The sequence below is a fragment of the Hongsoonwoonella zoysiae genome (genome assembly GCF_013266695.1).
In the GTDB taxonomy this organism is placed as follows: domain Bacteria; phylum Pseudomonadota; class Alphaproteobacteria; order Rhizobiales; family Stappiaceae; genus Hongsoonwoonella; species Hongsoonwoonella zoysiae.
The window spans coordinates 673,838-689,478 of the sequence record NZ_JABRXF010000002.1 but is presented as its reverse complement, the minus strand read 5'-3'; the positions used below and the strand labels follow the sequence as shown (position 1 = coordinate 689,478).

Sequence of the window (15,641 nt, the reverse complement as noted above, 5' to 3'; positions counted from 1 at the left end):
GCTGTCGGCGATTGCCGCCAATGCGTATCACGCCGAGTGCATCAATGAACCTGTTTGCCGATTTCTCCGCCCGCGTGCGTAACTCCGTCGAAAGCCTCGAACTGAACGGCGATCGAGCGCCATTAGACCTGTCGCGGATCGTTGTGGAGCCGCCACGCGATCCTGCGCACGGTGATCTTGCGACCAACGCGGCGATGGTGCTTGCCAAGCCGTTAAAGACGAACCCGCGAGAGCTTGCGGGTCGCATCGCAGAAGCTCTCCTTCAGGATGGCGACATTGTCTCTGCCGATGTCGCGGGGCCGGGCTTTATCAATCTTCGTCTAGCAGACTCGGTGTGGCAGAAAATTCTCGGTTCCGTCCTCGATGCTGCTGAGAATTTCGGGCGATCCGTCTTCGGCGAGGGCAAGAAGGTTAACGTCGAATATGTCTCGGCGAATCCGACCGGGCCAATGCATGTCGGCCACTGCCGGGGTGCGGTCGTGGGCGATGCGCTTGCGAACCTGCTTGCTTTCGCCGGCTATGATGTGACGCGTGAGTATTACATCAATGATGCCGGCGTTCAGATCGATGTGCTCGCCCGCTCTGTCTTCCTGCGCTATCGCGAGGCGCTGGGTCAGGAGATCGGGACGATTCCGGAAGGTTTTTATCCCGGAGACTACCTTGTGCCGGTAGGAAAGGCGCTTGCGGAAAAACATGCCGATGCGCTTTTGGAGATGGAAGAAGGCGAATGGCTTCCCCTTATACGTGAATTCGCGATCGAGGCGATGATGGAGCTGATCCGCGAGGACCTGGCGCTTCTGAACGTCCATCACGAGGAGTTTTTCTCCGAACGCTCGCTGCATGATCGCTCAAGGGGCGGCAAGTCGGAGATCGACGAGATGCTGGAGGATCTCCGCGAACGCGATCTCGTCTATGAGGGGAAGCTGCCGCCGCCCAAAGGCCAATTGCCGGAAGACTGGGAAGACCGCGAGCAGACGCTTTTCCGGGCGACCGACTATGGTGACGATATCGACCGGCCGCTCAAGAAATCGGACGGCTCCTATACGTATTTTGCGGCGGATGTCGCTTATTTCCGCTCCAAGTATCTGCGCGGCTTCAAGGAGATGATCTATATCCTCGGCGCGGATCATGGAGGTTATGTGAAGCGGCTTGAGGCCGTCGGCCGAGCGGTCTCCGGCGGCGAGGCGGAGGTGATCGTGCGCCTCTGCCAGCTTGTGAAGCTATTCCGTGCGGGCGAGCCGGTGCGCATGTCCAAGCGCTCGGGCGATTTCATCACGTTGCGGGACGTGGTGGAGGAGGTCGGGCGCGATCCCGTACGCTTCATGATGTTGTTCCGCAAGAACGACGCCCCGCTCGATTTCGATTTCCAGAAAGTGACGGAGCAGTCCAAGGACAATCCGGTTTTCTATGTTCAGTACGGACATGCCCGGTGCCGCTCGGTCATGCGCCAGGCGCGCGAGGAGATGGGCGATGCGGATCTTTCGCAAGGCGCATTGCGGAGCGCGGATTTCGCTCTGTTGAGTGATTCGGGTGAAAAGGAGCTGATCGCGCGCCTTGCCGTCTGGCCAAGGGTTGTCGAAGCGGCGGCCGAGGCGCATGAGCCGCACCGCATCGCGTTTTACCTGCATGATCTTGCTAGTACGCTGCATTCACACTGGAATAGAGGCAAGGATCTGCCGCAATTACGCTTTATTAACGCTAAAGAACCACAAACGACACTGGCACGCCTAGCATTGGTTAAGGCTATCTCGTTTGTGCTTGCGTCGGGACTTGATATTCTTGGCGTCGACGCTCCCGAGGAGATGCGGTAACCGCATAGCGCGTCCGGTTCGATTTGCGGGAACTGTCTTGCCCGTGACGAACGCAACGAAGCGGAGAAACCGGATAAGACATGTCCAGTCGCTCGAATTTTCCGATGCCCGATAGCAATCGTCCGGCTGACCGGCATGCGCGGGGTGATGGCGCTCCGGAGTTCGAAGAGGACCCGCTCGTTGAGCTTGCCCGCATCGTAAGTGAAGGAAGTGGCGGCTATCAGCGGCGTCAGGATGCCGCGCCCGAGCCGCAATCTCTCGACCCGGTTCCTTCGCAGCCCCGGCATGAGCTGTCACATTGGTCGGACGAGCCGCTGCGTGGTTCTGTCGAGGAAGCGCACCATGAGGAGCCGGCGACTGAAGGCGAGCTTTACCAGGAGGACGACGGGCAAGGGACGGTGCCTGAATATTCGCCTTATGGTGCTGAGGAACCGGCTTATGAGGAGCCTGAATATGAACGGGCGCCTGAGGCTTATGAGGATTCGTATCAGGCAGAACAAACCGTTCAGCAATACACCGAACCGGCTCCATATGCGGACCACGCTTATAGTGCGCCGCAACATGGCGAACCTGTAACTCAGCCTGACGAGGGATATAGCGCAGAGCCCGACAATGCTCCTGCTTCCTATGACGATGGTTACGGCCAGGCCCACGAGCCTGAGGAGCTTGTTGAGCAGGCACCTCAGGGCGACGCGACCGCAGGTTTCGAGGATGAATTGCGTTCCGCGTTCGACATCAGCATCGGCGGTCGGGCAAGGTTCGAGCAGGAACCTTCTGCGGAACAGCCGGCTGGCGCTGAGGGGGAGCCTTCAGCCGCAGAGGATGATTTCGATGATCTGTTCGTGGATGAAGCGCGGTCCGCGCCTTCTGCCGCCGCTACGTCGTCGGTAGAACCTCAAGCTCCGCATTATGAGGTTGCCCGGGAGAGAGCGCCCGCGGAAGAAAGATATGAGCGGGATGTCGGGCAAGAGGGAGATTATTACGAGGAAGAAAAGCCGCCGGAAGGTGGTTATGACCTTGATGCCGTAGCGCGCGCGATGCAGGAGAGCGACCCGGCCCTGACCGGTCACGGCGTCTTGCCTCCTCATCCGGAAGCGGAAACGCGAGCGGCGCCTGAAGGGCGCGGCAAGCGCCGGGGGCTTGCGGTCGCAGTGGCAATAGTCGGCCTTGCCGTTGTCGGCGGTGCGGCGTTTGCTCTCATCGACTTCGGCGACTCCGGCGTCGATATCGGCCCGCCGCCGGTAATAGCTGCTCAGGAAGGTGATTTGAAGATATACCCGGCTACCGAAGAGCCGAAGGAGCAGACGCAAAGCAAGCTGATCTATGACCGCGTGCGCGGCGTCGAAAGTACCGGTGAGGAACGCCTTGTCCTGCCCGATGAAACGCCCGTCGCCTCTCTACCGCCGGCACCTGAAACGACCGAGCCCGCCGCGACGGACGGTACCACGCGCACCGTCGCGCCGAAGCGCGTCCGCACGGTGATCGTGCGCCCGGATGGTACGATCATTTCCGGCAGCGATGGTGTGGAAGATACGGCTGAAACGGCGGCCCTGTCGGAGCCGGCACTGCCGTCCACGTTGGGCGAAACGGCTGCGCCAGGCCTGCCAGATACGACAACGCCGCCCGCATCCACGCCTGATCTCGCACGACTTTCCGGCGTACAAAGTGCCGCTCCCGCCAGCACTGCCGCACCTGGGGCTACGCCGCAGCAACCGCGGGAAGAAGCCGCTGACCGAACTGCCCCCGAAGCTGCCCCTGTTCAGGGCGAGGCCGTGCTGCCGCGCGCAAAGCCGGATGCCCCTCGCACGGTCGTCGCCTCCGCGCCGGCTGCTACCAGCGGTCAGGCGTCCGCTGACCAGTCCGACGGCGGGCCGCTCGATCTTACATCGCAGCAGCAGGCGGGCGCACCGCCACGGCCCTCGGCAGCCGCCACGCAGCCGCAACGCTCTCAGCCTGCGGCGTCCTCAAGCGGGAGTATCCCTGCGGGCGCTTACATCGTGCAGGTTTCTTCACAACGTACCGAAGATCAGGCCCGGCAGGCGTTTGAAGGCCTGCAGGGGCGTTTCCCGTCGGTACTCGGTTCGGTTACGCCGGTTATCCAGCGTGCGGACCTTGGGGATCGCGGCGTGTTCTATCGTGTGCGCATCCCTGCCTCCTCGCGCGATGAGGCGATCGGCCTTTGCGAGAACCTGAAAGCTGCGGGTGGGGACTGCTTCGTGCGGCGCAACTGATAACGCGGTCCGTCTGATCCGCAATACCTCATCTTTCGGCTCCGTGCCGCTGTCCGGACAGGTAGTTGATGGCAAAGGCATTCATCTGTGGTGCATCGTCGACAAGCCTGTCGATCGATGAGCGCGCGTTTTTCGCCGCCGAGCGGCCCTGGGGCTTAATTCTCTTCGCCCGGAATTGCCACGAACCTGAGCAGATCCGCGATATCGTCGCAGAATTTCGCGAATGTGTGGCTGATATCGACGCACCGGTTCTGATCGATCAGGAAGGTGGGCGGGTGCGCCGTCTTCGCCCGCCAATGGTCGCCGATTATCCGCCCGGTGATACTTATGGCCGGATATTCGCCCGCGACAGGCACGCGGGCCTGCGCGCGGCCTGGCTCGGTGCCCGCCTGATCGGCGGTGACCTTCGTGATCTCGGGATTAATGTCGACTGCCTGCCGATCGTGGATGTGCGTTTCCCCGATACCGATGATGTGATCGGCGATCGCGCCTATGGCGATACGCCGGACCAGGTCGCCGAGATTGGCAGGGCCATAGCGTCCGGTCTTGAAGCGGCGGGTGTTTTGCCTGTTCTCAAGCATATTCCCGGACATGGCCGGGCGACGGTGGATAGCCACCATGAGCTGCCTGTTGTTGACGCTGCGAAAACGGATCTCTACAACGTTGATTTCGTGCCGTTTCGCAGGTTGAGCGACTTGCCCCTCGCCATGACGGCGCATATCGTCTACAGAGCGCTTGACCCGCAAAACTGCGCCACGCATTCGTCGAAGGTGATTGCGGAGATCATTCGCGGCGAAATCGGCTTTGATGGCTGCCTGATGAGCGATGATGTTTCCATGCGCGCTCTTGGTGGCGATATGCGAGAGCGCGTTACAGGCCTCTTTGCTGCCGGGTGCGATCTCGCCTTGCATTGCAACGGCGATTTTGCGGAAATGCGGAATGTCGCAGCGGCATCGCCTGAATTGCGCGGAAAGGCGCTGGTGAGGGCGAATGCCGCGAAAGCCCGGATTCATGCTCCCGAGCCGGTCGACCGGGGTGCTCTTCGCGAGGAGTTCGAGCGGTTGATCGGAGATTGAACGCGAGAAAAGCGTGTCGAGCCGTTCGTGAAGGAGACCGCTCATGCCCGCTTCGGGTGACGGGCCGTCGGTGCAGGACGATTTTCTGGATGGCGCGGGCGGATCTTCAGCGCTCGGGGCGGAGCGCGCCACGGATGACCCGGCTTTTGTGGTTGATGTGGACGGTTTCGAAGGCCCGCTAGATCTGCTCTTGTCCTTGTCGCGCAATCAGAAGGTCGATCTCACTCGCATCTCCATCCTGGCGCTTGTCGAGCAATACCTTCGGTTTGTCGCCGAAGCGCGTCGGCTGAGGCTTGAGCTTGCCGCCGACTATCTCGTCATGGCCGCCTGGCTTGCCTATCTGAAGTCGCGGCTTCTAATTCCTGAAACAAGGAACGACGACGAACCGACCGGCGAGGAACTGGCGGCTGCGCTTGCGTTCCGCCTTCGCCGCCTCGAAGCCATGCGGGAGGCCTCAGCCAGGTTGCTTGCGCGCAATCGCCTCGGGCGGGACGTTTTCGCGCGCGGAATGCCGGAAACGGTCTCGATAGAGCGTGTCGGCCACTACAAGGCCTCGCTTTACGATCTTTTATCGGCCTATGCCTCTCAACGGCAGCGCCAGTCGGTAACGTCGGTTCATGTCCGCCGGCGCACTGTCTGGTCGCTTCAGGAAGCCCGGGATTTGCTTGTGCGCCTGATCGGCCAGACGCTGGACTGGACGCCGATCGATTCCTATCTCTTGCGGTATATCGCGGACCCTGGGCAACGCTCCACAGTGCTCGCCAGCTCTTTTTCGGCCAGTTTGGAACTTGTCCGGGAGGGGGAAATCGAGCTAAGGCAGTCCGGTCCCTTCGAGCGGCTATACCTGCGTAAGCGTTCGGGAGAAGAAAACGCGCAGCAGGCCGAAGGCCCGCCCGGTGATGGAGAACAGACAAATCGCGATGAATGAGGCGGAAGGCTCCGGCGCTCAATCCGTGGAAACGGGAAAAACGGCTGGCGGACGGCAGCGCGATGACCATTCCGGCATTCGCATGCTGGAAGCACTGCTCTTTGCTTCCGGCGAACCGCTCGGTGTCGAGGAACTTGAAAAACGCCTGCCTGGAGATCACGACATAAGGGCGCTCCTCACGGAACTGCAGCGCCAGTATGCGACGCGCGGTGTAAACGTCGTCAACGTTGCCGGCAAATGGGCGCTGCGCACCGCCGAAGATCTTTCATACCTTCTTCGCCGGGAACAGATCGAAGAACGCAGATTGTCGAGGGCCGCCTTGGAAACGCTGGCGATCATCGCCTACCACCAGCCGGTCACGCGCGCTGAAGTTGAAGAAATTCGCGGCGTGTCGACGTCAAAGGGCACGCTCGACGTCCTCATGGAGACCGGATGGGTACGCATGCGGGGTCGGCGGCGTACTCCGGGCCGACCGGTCACTTATGGGACGACGGAAGCGTTTCTGGAACATTTCTCGATTGCCGCAATCGGTGACCTGCCAGGCCTTGAGGAACTGAAAGGCGCAGGCCTTCTCGACAGCGCGGTTCCGGCCAATTTCCAGGTGCCGATGCCCGATGATTCAAGCGATCTTCAGGAAGATGAAGATCCGCTCGAACAGACGCTGCTCTTCGATACGGCCGACGATGAAGACGGTGAGACGGATCCCAGATGACCATGTCGATAAATCCCCGGAACGCGGCGAATTCGGCGGGCCGCTGGGGCGTGCGCGGCACTGCCGCGGCGACCATCGCCGCCCGGCTTGCATTTGAGCGTGTCAGCCACGATTATGATGGCGTTTCCTCCGTGCGCGACGTTTCGCTCACTATTGAGCCTGGCGAGGTTCTTTGCCTTCTTGGTCATTCCGGCTGCGGCAAGACCACGCTTCTGCGCCTCGCCGCGGGTATCGAACGGCAGTCGGCCGGCCGCGTTCTGATCAACGAGCAGGAGGTTGGCGGTCCTTCCCGGTTCCTGCCGCCGGAAAAGCGCGGCATCGGGCTCATGTTTCAGGACTATGCGCTGTTTCCGCATCTTTCCATCATTGATAACGTGATGTTCGGCCTGCGCGGGCTTTCGGCGGAGGACGCCCGCCGTGAGGCTCTTGCCGCGCTGTCTCGCGTTGGTCTTCATGGCTATGCCGAAGATTATCCGCATGCCCTTTCCGGGGGCGAGCAGCAGCGCGTGGCGCTTGCAAGGGCCATTGCCCCGCGCCCTGGCGTTCTTTTAATGGATGAGCCGTTTTCAGGACTTGATCGAAGGCTCCGCGACAGCGTGCGCGACGAAACGCTCTCTGTGCTGCGAGAAACCCGCGCAACCTGTATCCTCGTCACGCACGACCCCGAGGAAGCCATGCGCATGGGCGACCGTATCGCCTTGATGCGAAAGGGCGCGATCACGCAGCTTGGTACGGCGGACGAGCTTTACAATCACCCCGTGGACCTATTCGTCGCCCGATTCTTTTCGGAACTCAACGAGATTGAAGGCGTGGCGGAAGCGGATGCCGTCGAGACCGTGTTCGGCCGTTATGCCGCACCTGGTGTGAAGCCGGGCGATAACGTCGATGTGTCCCTCCGTCCGCAGGGAATAATGCTGGGGGAGCCGGGGGAAGGGCGGGCCGGACGCGTTTTGCGCCGGCGTTTTGTTGGCGAGGTGGACCTGATCGACCTTGCGGTGGAGGGCCTTGAGCACGAAATAAAGGCCAGGGTCCGTGACGGTGGCCGTTTTGCGGTCGGCATGGATGTCGGGGTTCGAGCCGACGAAAGGGACGTGCTGGTCTTCAAGCGCGACGAAAGTTGAATGACAGGTGGGCGAATGAGCGGTGCAACTTCCCAATCGATTGGTTGCGAAAGCTTCGTCTTTCCTGCAATAGTGCCGCGCCGGTCGCAGAGCCGGTCCTGGGCATGGTCCCGCGAAATGGACCCGTTTTGCGGATTGAACCAGCCTGCGGCTGCGTGAATAAGGGTCGGCTTCTTGAAGCTCCGGACAAGATGATCTGGAGGGAAGCCGGTCGACGACAAGGAGTTTGACGTATGGGTATCAGCTTTTGGCAGATCCTGATCATCGCGGTGATCATCGTTCTGCTTTTCGGCCGCGGCAAGATTTCAGAGCTGATGGGCGACGTCGCTAAGGGCATCAAGAGCTTCAAGAAGGGGCTCAACGAGGACGATACCGCGGAAGCCGAGAAAGTCGATCCGAAGACGATCGATCACAATCCGGCCGAGAGCGCATCCGCTCAGCAATCCAAGGACAAGTCCAAGGCCAGCTGACGCCTTGCGGCGCGGTTGGCTGAGGGTGGCGGCGGCTCATGTTCGATATCGGCTGGACGGAACTTCTCGTGATCGCGATGATCGCGATAATCGTCGTGGGTCCAAAAGACCTGCCGAAAATGCTGCGCACCTTCGGGCAGACGGTGGGCAAGCTTCGGCGCATGGCCGGCGAATTCCAGTCGACCTTCAACGAGGCCTTGCGCGAGGCGGAACAACAGGCCGACATCGCGGATATGAAGAAGCAGGTCGAAAAGGCTGGCAACTTCGATCCGCTGTCGGACCTTAAGAAGTCGATCGAGACCGAGCCGAAGAAGCCCAAGCCTGCCGAAAAGGTGGCGCCAGGCGATGCGTCGGCTTCGGTTGGCGGCAAGCGGGAAGAGGCGCCTGAGAAAGTGGAAACCACGGCGGAACCTGCAGATGCGGGTGAGGCGGCCGTCGACGGTCGGGCCGCCGCCGGGGCGGATCGGGGCGTTGACGAGAAGAAGGCCGCTGAAGGCTCTAAGGCATGACGCAGGAAGATATCGACGCCAGCAAGGCGCCGCTCATCGAGCATCTGATCGAGTTGCGTCAGCGGCTCATGAAGTCGGTGATAGCAATCATCATTGCTTTCATCGCCTGCTTCTACGTAGCGACCGACATATTCAACATCCTGATCGTGCCGTATGAGCAGGCGGCGGGCACCGAACGCTCGATCGAGCTAATCTACACGGCGCCGCAGGAATATTTCTTCACGCAGTTGAAGCTGGCGCTTTTCGGTGCGTTGTTCCTCGCCTTTCCGGTGATCGCCTCGCAAATTTACATGTTCGTCGCGCCCGGGCTCTACAAACATGAGCGCGGCGCGTTCCTGCCGTTCCTGGTCGCAACGCCGATTCTTTTTCTGATCGGCGCCGCACTCGTCTATTTCCTCGTCATGCCGCTTGCCATGGGCTTCTTTTTGTCGATGGAGCAGGCGGGAGACGCCGGCAAGGCAAGCATTCACCTTCTTCCGCGCGTCAGCGAATATCTGGGACTTATCATGATCCTGATATTCGCCTTCGGCCTCGTGTTTCAGCTTCCTGTTCTGTTGACGCTTCTTGGCCGCGTCGGCCTCGTGACGGCTGACGGATTGAAGCAGAAGCGCAAATACGCGGTCGTGATCGCCTTCGTCGCCGCGGCTGTGCTTACACCGCCCGATCCCATCAGCCAGATCGGTCTTGCGCTACCGACGTTGCTTCTCTACGAAGTCTCCATTCTTTCCGTCCGGCTCGTCGAGAAGAAGCGCGAAGAGCGGGAAGCGGAAGAGGCGGATAGCGACTGAGATCGCTTCAGGTTCATGACCTGGCCCCTTCAGCTTGCCGGCGTTCTGTATCGCGGTTTGCTTGGCAGCCGTGACACTGTCAGCCGGGGTTTTTCATGCACGACATCAAGTGGATCCGCGAGAACCCTGAGACCTTCGACGTCGCGATGGCGCGGCGTGGTGTGGAACCTCAGTCCGCGCGCCTGATTGCACTCGACGAAACGCGCCGCGCCCATGTTGCAAAACTGCAGGAGGCGCAGGAGCGCCGCAACGCCGCATCTAAGGAGATCGGCAAAGCCAAGGGGTCGGGCGATGAGGCGCGCGCGCAGGAGCTTATTGACGAAGTCGCCAAACTGAAATCCTTCGTTCAGGAGGGCGAGGAGGAGGAGCGAAAGCTCGGCGCCGCCCTCAACGAAGCGCTTTCCACGATTCCGAACCTGCCGCTCGACGATATTCCGGACGGTGTCGATGAAGCCGATAATGTGGAATTGCATGTCGTCGGCGAAAAGCCGTCTTTCGCGTTTGAGCCCAAGGAGCATTTCGAGCTTGGCGAAAGCTTGGGCGGGATGGATTTCGAGACGGCGGCAAAGCTCGCCGGATCGCGTTTCGTCATGCTCAAGGGCCAGGTTGCGCGGCTTGAACGGGCGCTCGGCCAGTTCATGATCGACCTACACACGGGTGCGCACGGCTATACGGAAGTTTCGCCGCCGCTGCTGGTGCGTGATGAAATTCTTTACGGGACCGGGCAGTTGCCCAAGTTCGCTGAAGACCAGTTCCGCACAACCGACGATCGCTGGCTGATCCCCACCGCCGAAGTGCCGCTCACCAATATCGTCAATGGCGAGATTATGGACGAAGGCGCGCTTCCCATGCGGGTGACGGCGCTTACCTATTGTTTCCGGTCCGAGGCAGGGTCCGCCGGGCGTGACGTGCGCGGCATGCTGCGTCAGCATCAGTTCCAGAAGTGCGAGCTCGTGTCGATAACCCGGCCGGAGGAGTCGCTCGACGAACTGGAGCGCATGCGCGAATCCGCTGAAACCGTTCTAAAGAAGCTCGGCCTTCATTATCGTGTCGTCACGCTTTGTGCGGGCGACATGGGGTTCGGCGCGCGCAAGACCTACGATCTTGAGGTCTGGCTGCCGGGGCAGGGTGCCTACCGCGAGATTTCCAGTTGCTCCGTTTGCGGGGATTTTCAGGCGCGGCGCATGAACGCTCGTTATCGCCCGGCTGGCGAAAAGGGCGTTCGTTTCGTCCATACGCTGAACGGTTCCGGCGTTGCAGTCGGGCGTGCGCTTATCGCCGTTCTTGAGAATTACCAGAACGAAGACGGATCCGTCACGGTTCCGGACTTGCTCAGGCCCTATATGGGCGGATTGGAACGGATCGGCTGAGGCTCATGCGTATTCTTCTCACGAACGACGACGGCATCAACGCGGAAGGTTTCGAGGCGCTGCGCGCAATTGCGGGAGAGCTGTCCGACGATGTCTGGTGTGTGGCACCCGAGACCGATCAGAGCGGAACCGCTCATTCTCTGACGTTGCATGATCCCTTGCGGGTAAGGAAGATCGACGAGCGCCGGTTCGCCGTACGTGGCACGCCGACCGACTGCGTCATCATGGGTGTGCGGGAATTGATGGACGGCCCGCCCGATCTTGTCCTTTCCGGTGTCAATCGCGGTCAGAACGTTGCCGACGACGTCACTTATTCCGGCACCATCGCAGGTGCGATGGAAGGCATCCTGATGGGTGTTCGTTCCATTGCGCTGTCGCAGGCCTATTCCTGGAAGGAGGGACAAAAGCCCGATTTCAGGACGGCGACGACACATGCGCCGGGCCTCATCCGTAGGCTTCTCGATATCGAACTGCCGGGCGATACGCTGCTCAACGTGAATTTTCCAGCTGTTCCCGCCGAAGAGGTTGCCGGCATCGACGTCACGCGGCAGGGAAAGCGGGAGGTCGGTGCGCTCTATGTGGATGCGCGCGTTGACGGGCGGGGCGTGCCTTATTACTGGCTGGCCTTCAAGGGCGAGGAGGAAACGCCGGCGGAACATACCGACCTCGGCGCTCTTCGCGCGGGCTATATCTCGATCACGCCCATGAAACTCGACCTGACGGCCGAATCGCTTAGGGATACGCTCGTCACCGCGCTAAAATAAGCGTTGGGTAGGGGGGCGTGCACTTGAACGACGATTTCGACCATGAAAGCCCGGAGCCAACGCCTCAGGAGGCGGAAGCGAGGGCTGGACTTGCCCTGGAACTCAGGAAACAAGGTATTCGCGACAGGCGGGTCCTGTCGGCGATAGAGCGTGTCCCGCGTCGTTTCTTCCTCACCGCCAACTTGCAGAAGCACGCCTACGACAATACGGCCCTGCCGATCGAATGCGGGCAGACGATCTCCCAACCCACTGTCGTCGGTATGATGACGGAGGCGCTCGACGTAAAGCCGGAGCACCGCGTTCTGGAGATAGGCACCGGTTCCGGCTTTCAGGCCGCGGTGCTGGGCCATCTCGCCGACGAGGTGCATTCGGTAGAGCGTTACCGCACGCTTGCCGATCTCGCGCGTGACCGGCTTTCGGCGCTGAAGCTGCCAAATGTCACCGTGCATTTTGGTGACGGCATGTTGGGTCTGGCCGAACATGCGCCGTTCGATCGCATCATCGTGACGGCAGCGGCCGACAAGGTTCCGCAAGCGTTGATGGAACAGCTTGAGGACGGCGGAAAACTGGTTGTCCCGGTCGGCCCCTCCGGCGGCATTCAGGAGCTTGTCCTTTACGAAAAGACGCCGAACGGCCTTGTGGAGCGTAATCTTGGCGCCGTTCGCTTCGTGCCTCTTCTCCCCGGTGCGGCGAGCAGCCTTTAACCAATCTCCCTGCCGGTGCGCTGCTGCCAGCTATAAATGGTTACCGTCTGCGGATGTTCATTTGGCGAAACGGCCACGCCCGCGTCTACTCGGCTGCAAGTGCTTGAAATGAACAACGAAACGGGAAATTTCCTTTAAGGGAATTTCCCTGCGGAAAAGACGTAGCGCCAGAGCAAATCGCCGCTCATTCGGTCGTTTTTCGCGGCTTTTAAGCCTTTATCAACGTTACCGCGATTTACTTGTGAAGAACATTCCTCCGGTGTCTTGAGTCCGAGTAGCGCCATGATTACGCAAATCACCAGACGGCAAGCCCACTATCTGTCGCGCACCGCGGTTGCGGTCGTCCTGGCGGCGATGGCAGCGGGGTGCAGCTCCCATGTCGACCGGTTCGAGGGGCCAATTTACACCGGCAGTACCGGGAATCAGAAGAAGATCCTGAATCAGGAATTCGAGCAGCCGAGTTTCGAAGATATCGCTGCCGGGCCGACGGCGTCGACCGTCAAGCGCGGCAAGGTCGAAACGGCGGCGCTGCCGCCCGCAAGCGGGTCTTCCCCGTCGATTACTACTGGTTCGATTTCCAAAACCTCGAGGCTTTCACCGACGTTGAAGCCGGTTTCCTCGGACAATAATCTGGCCGGTACCAATGCGCGGATTCCGCGTACGTCGCGCGGCTGGTCGACTGCGGGCGGCACCCAGGTCACCGTCAGGAACGGTGATACGCTTTATTCCATGTCTCGGCGCTATGGTGTCCCGCAGAATGTGCTGGCGGATGTAAACGGGCTGGACTCGGCAACGTCTCTCAAGGCCGGTCAATCGATCGTAATTCCGACCTATAGCGCTTCCGGACGCGAAGCCGCGTCGAATTTTGCCCCTGTGCGCCTGCCCTCGGCGAACGGGGAGCCCAGCGTGACGGGTTCCGTGCCGAAATCCGAGGCGCGCCTGAACGATACTCTCCCCAGACCGGAACCGAAGCCCGAAACCGTGCGCGTCGCTGCCGCGCCCGCGGCGACAGTGACGGACGCCTCCATCGGGACGCCAAGCCGCAAGCCGGCGGGGTCTCGCGTTACTTCCGCATCCGCGGCGAACAGGGCGGTTAAACAGGAAGTCGCGCCTTCCGAACCCTTGCGTTCCGTCAGCACGAAGCGCATTGAGCCGAAGAGCGATGAAAAGCCCGAAAAGGTGGAGGTTGCCGCGGTCGCAAACGCTGCGCGCGATCCCAATGAAGGCCGCTTCCGCTGGCCGGTGCGGGGGCGCATCATTTCGGAATTCGGTTCGAAGCCGGGCGGAACGCGAAACGACGGTATCAATCTCGCCGTACCGGAGGGAACCGAGGTCAAGGCCGCCGATGACGGGGTGGTCATCTACTCCGGCAACGAGTTGAAGGGCTACGGCAACCTTATTCTGGTGCGCCATAGCGACGGCTGGGTATCGGCCTATGCCCACAACAGCAAACTGTCGGTATCGCGCGGCGACAACGTTCGCCGGGGCGACACCATCGGATATGCCGGCGCGACCGGCTCTGTCAGCCAGCCGCAGGTTCATTTCGAGCTTCGCAAGGGCAACAAGCCCGTCGATCCGATGCGCTATATGGCGAACTCCTGATCGCCACGCGTGAACCCCCGATATTTCTTGCCCCTATTCGCCGAGCGTCTTTCCAAGGCGCCCGGCGAGATCCTGTATGTATTGGAAAGCGACACGCCCTGACCGGCTTCCCCGTGTCTGCGCCCATTCGATAGCCTCGGCCCTGAGCGCTTCACGCCCGATGTCCAGACCATAATGATCGACATACCCTTCGATCATCGTCAGGAAATCGTCCTGGCTGCAGTTGTGAAAGCCGAGCCAAAGCCCGAAGCGGTCCGATAGCGAGACCTTCTCTTCCACGGCCTCGCTCGGGTTGATGGCAGTCGACCGTTCGTTCTCGATCATGTCGCGCGGCATCAGGTGGCGGCGGTTTGATGTCGCGTAGAAGAGTACGTTTGCCGGGCGTCCCTCGATTCCGCCTTCCAGCACCGCCTTGAGGGACTTGTAGGAGGTGTCGCCGCCGTCGAAGCTCAGGTCGTCGCAAAAGACGATGAAGCGGTGCCGGCTCTCCTTCAGATACGCCATCAGCCGGGGCAGGCTTTCGATGTCTTCGCGGTGGATTTCGATAAGCTTCAGGCGGTGGTCCGAGCCGTCCTTTTCCAGGGTCGCGTTCACTGTCGCGTGCGAGGCTTTCACGAGGGATGATTTTCCCATCCCGCGCGCACCCCACAAAAGCACGTTGTTTGCAGCATAGCCCTTCGCGAATCGTTCCGTGTTCTCAACGAGTTGGTCGCGCATCCGGTCGATGCCGTGCAACAGTCCGATATCGACGCGGTTGACCTTTGCCACACCTTCGAGACGTTCGGGATGAAGGTGCCAGACGAAGGCGTCCGCCGCCTCGAAATCGGGACTCGCCGGTTCCGGCGGCACGGCGCGTTCGATCAAACCGATCAGGCGGTCCAGTTTCGTGGCGATCTGGCTTGCATCGGTGTCTTGCGGCATCTTCGCGTTCCCGGTGATTGTTGTTGCGTCGCCTGCAGGCTGTCGTTAATTCAGGCTCCATTATCACGACGGTGCCAAACGCCAAAGTGGTCGTGCGGATGGGGTACGGCGTGCCTTGCATTAGCGGGCATGGTCGCTATAGTCCGCGCACCATTGATCAATGTACGGTCTTGTGGAATTCCAGGTCGGACTGAAATGCTCTGCCGACTGGATCACCACAGTTTCCCGAGGAGATGTTCATGCTGATTACTCCTGCGTTCGCGCAAGGCGCTCCTGCGGCGGGCGGCGCGGATTTCCTGATCTCGATCCTGCCCTTTATCCTCATCTTCGTGATCATGTATTTCCTGATCATTCGCCCGCAGCGGCAGAGGATGAAGCAGCATCAGGAAATGGTGTCGAACCTTCGGCGCGGCGACACGGTCGTGACGACCGGCGGGCTTATCGGCAAGGTCTCCAAGGTCATTGATGACGGCGAGGTTCAGCTGGAACTGGGCGAAGGCGTCAAGGTCCGCGCGGTGCGCAGCATGATTCAGGAAGTGCGCTCCAAGTCGGAACCTGTGAAGGAAAACGGCTGAGCGACGGCCAACTGACGCCGGATTGAGCTGAAACGCCTCTGTCCGGCAATCGAACGGGT

General features: G+C 60.8%; 15 protein-coding genes. 14 read left to right on the top strand and 1 reads right to left on the bottom strand.

The window, feature by feature from the left end; translation table 11 throughout:
- Positions 1–44 precede the first annotated feature (44 nt).
- From argS to HPQ64_RS14310, 13 genes are all read left to right on the top strand, one after another.
- Positions 45–1,811, top strand: a complete 1,767-nt coding sequence (gene argS, locus HPQ64_RS14370; RefSeq protein ID WP_172889202.1) for an arginine--tRNA ligase — start codon at positions 45–47, stop codon at positions 1,809–1,811.
- A 104-nt stretch (positions 1,812–1,915) separates the two neighbouring features.
- Positions 1,916–4,042: an SPOR domain-containing protein gene (locus HPQ64_RS14365; protein ID WP_172889200.1), complete on the top strand. Its 2,127-nt coding sequence runs from the start codon at positions 1,916–1,918 to the stop codon at positions 4,040–4,042.
- Positions 4,043–4,107: 65 nt separating this feature from the next.
- Positions 4,108–5,118 carry a beta-N-acetylhexosaminidase gene (nagZ, locus tag HPQ64_RS14360; protein ID WP_172889199.1) on the top strand — a complete coding sequence of 337 codons (1,011 nt, stop codon included), beginning with the start codon at positions 4,108–4,110 and terminating at the stop codon, positions 5,116–5,118.
- Positions 5,119–5,161: 43 nt separating this feature from the next.
- On the top strand, positions 5,162–6,046 hold the full coding sequence (locus HPQ64_RS14355) for a segregation and condensation protein A (protein WP_172889198.1): 885 nt from the start codon (positions 5,162–5,164) through the stop codon (positions 6,044–6,046).
- Between the two features lie 82 nt (positions 6,047–6,128).
- Positions 6,129–6,758 carry an SMC-Scp complex subunit ScpB gene (scpB, locus tag HPQ64_RS14350; RefSeq protein WP_246270752.1) on the top strand — a complete coding sequence of 210 codons (630 nt, stop codon included), beginning with the start codon at positions 6,129–6,131 and terminating at the stop codon, positions 6,756–6,758.
- A 2-nt stretch (positions 6,759–6,760) separates the two neighbouring features.
- A complete protein-coding gene (locus HPQ64_RS14345; protein WP_210260322.1) occupies positions 6,761–7,879 on the top strand; it encodes an ABC transporter ATP-binding protein in 1,119 nt (372 codons plus the stop codon).
- A gap of 233 nt (positions 7,880–8,112) precedes the next feature.
- Positions 8,113–8,349 carry a twin-arginine translocase TatA/TatE family subunit gene (locus tag HPQ64_RS14340; protein ID WP_172889196.1) on the top strand — a complete coding sequence of 79 codons (237 nt, stop codon included), beginning with the start codon at positions 8,113–8,115 and terminating at the stop codon, positions 8,347–8,349.
- A gap of 38 nt (positions 8,350–8,387) precedes the next feature.
- Entirely contained in the window at positions 8,388–8,858 is a 471-nt protein-coding gene (gene tatB / locus HPQ64_RS14335) for a Sec-independent protein translocase protein TatB (RefSeq protein ID WP_172889195.1), read from the top strand.
- Complete coding sequence (tatC, locus tag HPQ64_RS14330; protein ID WP_172889194.1) at positions 8,855–9,646, top strand: twin-arginine translocase subunit TatC; 792 nt, start codon at positions 8,855–8,857, stop codon at positions 9,644–9,646. Before tatB ends, tatC begins: the two co-directional genes overlap by 4 nt.
- Before the next feature lie 95 nt (positions 9,647–9,741).
- Entirely contained in the window at positions 9,742–11,016 is a 1,275-nt protein-coding gene (serS, locus tag HPQ64_RS14325) for a serine--tRNA ligase (protein WP_172889193.1), read from the top strand.
- A gap of 5 nt (positions 11,017–11,021) precedes the next feature.
- Entirely contained in the window at positions 11,022–11,780 is a 759-nt protein-coding gene (gene surE, locus HPQ64_RS14320; RefSeq protein WP_172889191.1) for a 5'/3'-nucleotidase SurE, read from the top strand.
- A 23-nt stretch (positions 11,781–11,803) separates the two neighbouring features.
- On the top strand, positions 11,804–12,484 hold the full coding sequence (locus HPQ64_RS14315) for a protein-L-isoaspartate(D-aspartate) O-methyltransferase (RefSeq protein WP_172889189.1): 681 nt from the start codon (positions 11,804–11,806) through the stop codon (positions 12,482–12,484).
- Positions 12,485–12,766: 282 nt separating this feature from the next.
- Positions 12,767–14,086 carry a peptidoglycan DD-metalloendopeptidase family protein gene (locus HPQ64_RS14310; RefSeq protein WP_172889187.1) on the top strand — a complete coding sequence of 440 codons (1,320 nt, stop codon included), beginning with the start codon at positions 12,767–12,769 and terminating at the stop codon, positions 14,084–14,086.
- 33 nt (positions 14,087–14,119) lie between these two features.
- On the opposite strand, the gene HPQ64_RS14305 is transcribed toward HPQ64_RS14310, so the two are convergent.
- Positions 14,120–15,007 (bottom strand): ATP-binding protein, encoded by an 888-nt coding sequence (locus HPQ64_RS14305; RefSeq protein ID WP_172889185.1) that lies wholly within the window; start codon positions 15,005–15,007, stop codon positions 14,120–14,122.
- A gap of 239 nt (positions 15,008–15,246) precedes the next feature.
- Between HPQ64_RS14305 and yajC the strand changes: the two genes are divergently transcribed.
- The gene (gene yajC / locus HPQ64_RS14300) at positions 15,247–15,582 is read left to right on the top strand and encodes a preprotein translocase subunit YajC (RefSeq protein ID WP_160774776.1); all 336 of its coding nucleotides are present in this window, start codon (positions 15,247–15,249) and stop codon (positions 15,580–15,582) included.
- Positions 15,583–15,641 lie beyond the last annotated feature (59 nt).

Bases quoted from the DNA above. Each gene is read 5' to 3' on its own strand.
- argS (WP_172889202.1), top strand. From the start codon at position 45: ATGAACCTGTTTGCCGATTTCTCCGCCCGCGTGCGTAACTCCGTCGAA.
- HPQ64_RS14365 (WP_172889200.1), top strand. From the start codon at position 1,916: ATGCCCGATAGCAATCGTCCGGCTGACCGGCATGCGCGGGGTGATGGC.
- HPQ64_RS14355 (WP_172889198.1), top strand. From the start codon at position 5,162: ATGCCCGCTTCGGGTGACGGGCCGTCGGTGCAGGACGATTTTCTGGAT.
- scpB (WP_246270752.1), top strand. From the start codon at position 6,129: ATGCTGGAAGCACTGCTCTTTGCTTCCGGCGAACCGCTCGGTGTCGAG.
- HPQ64_RS14345 (WP_210260322.1), top strand. From the start codon at position 6,761: ATGTCGATAAATCCCCGGAACGCGGCGAATTCGGCGGGCCGCTGGGGC.
- HPQ64_RS14340 (WP_172889196.1), top strand. From the start codon at position 8,113: ATGGGTATCAGCTTTTGGCAGATCCTGATCATCGCGGTGATCATCGTT.
- tatB (WP_172889195.1), top strand. From the start codon at position 8,388: ATGTTCGATATCGGCTGGACGGAACTTCTCGTGATCGCGATGATCGCG.
- tatC (WP_172889194.1), top strand. From the start codon at position 8,855: ATGACGCAGGAAGATATCGACGCCAGCAAGGCGCCGCTCATCGAGCAT.
- serS (WP_172889193.1), top strand. From the start codon at position 9,742: ATGCACGACATCAAGTGGATCCGCGAGAACCCTGAGACCTTCGACGTC.
- surE (WP_172889191.1), top strand. From the start codon at position 11,022: ATGCGTATTCTTCTCACGAACGACGACGGCATCAACGCGGAAGGTTTC.
- HPQ64_RS14310 (WP_172889187.1), top strand. From the start codon at position 12,767: ATGATTACGCAAATCACCAGACGGCAAGCCCACTATCTGTCGCGCACC.
- HPQ64_RS14305 (WP_172889185.1), bottom strand. From the start codon at position 15,007: ATGCCGCAAGACACCGATGCAAGCCAGATCGCCACGAAACTGGACCGC.
- yajC (WP_160774776.1), top strand. From the start codon at position 15,247: ATGCTGATTACTCCTGCGTTCGCGCAAGGCGCTCCTGCGGCGGGCGGC.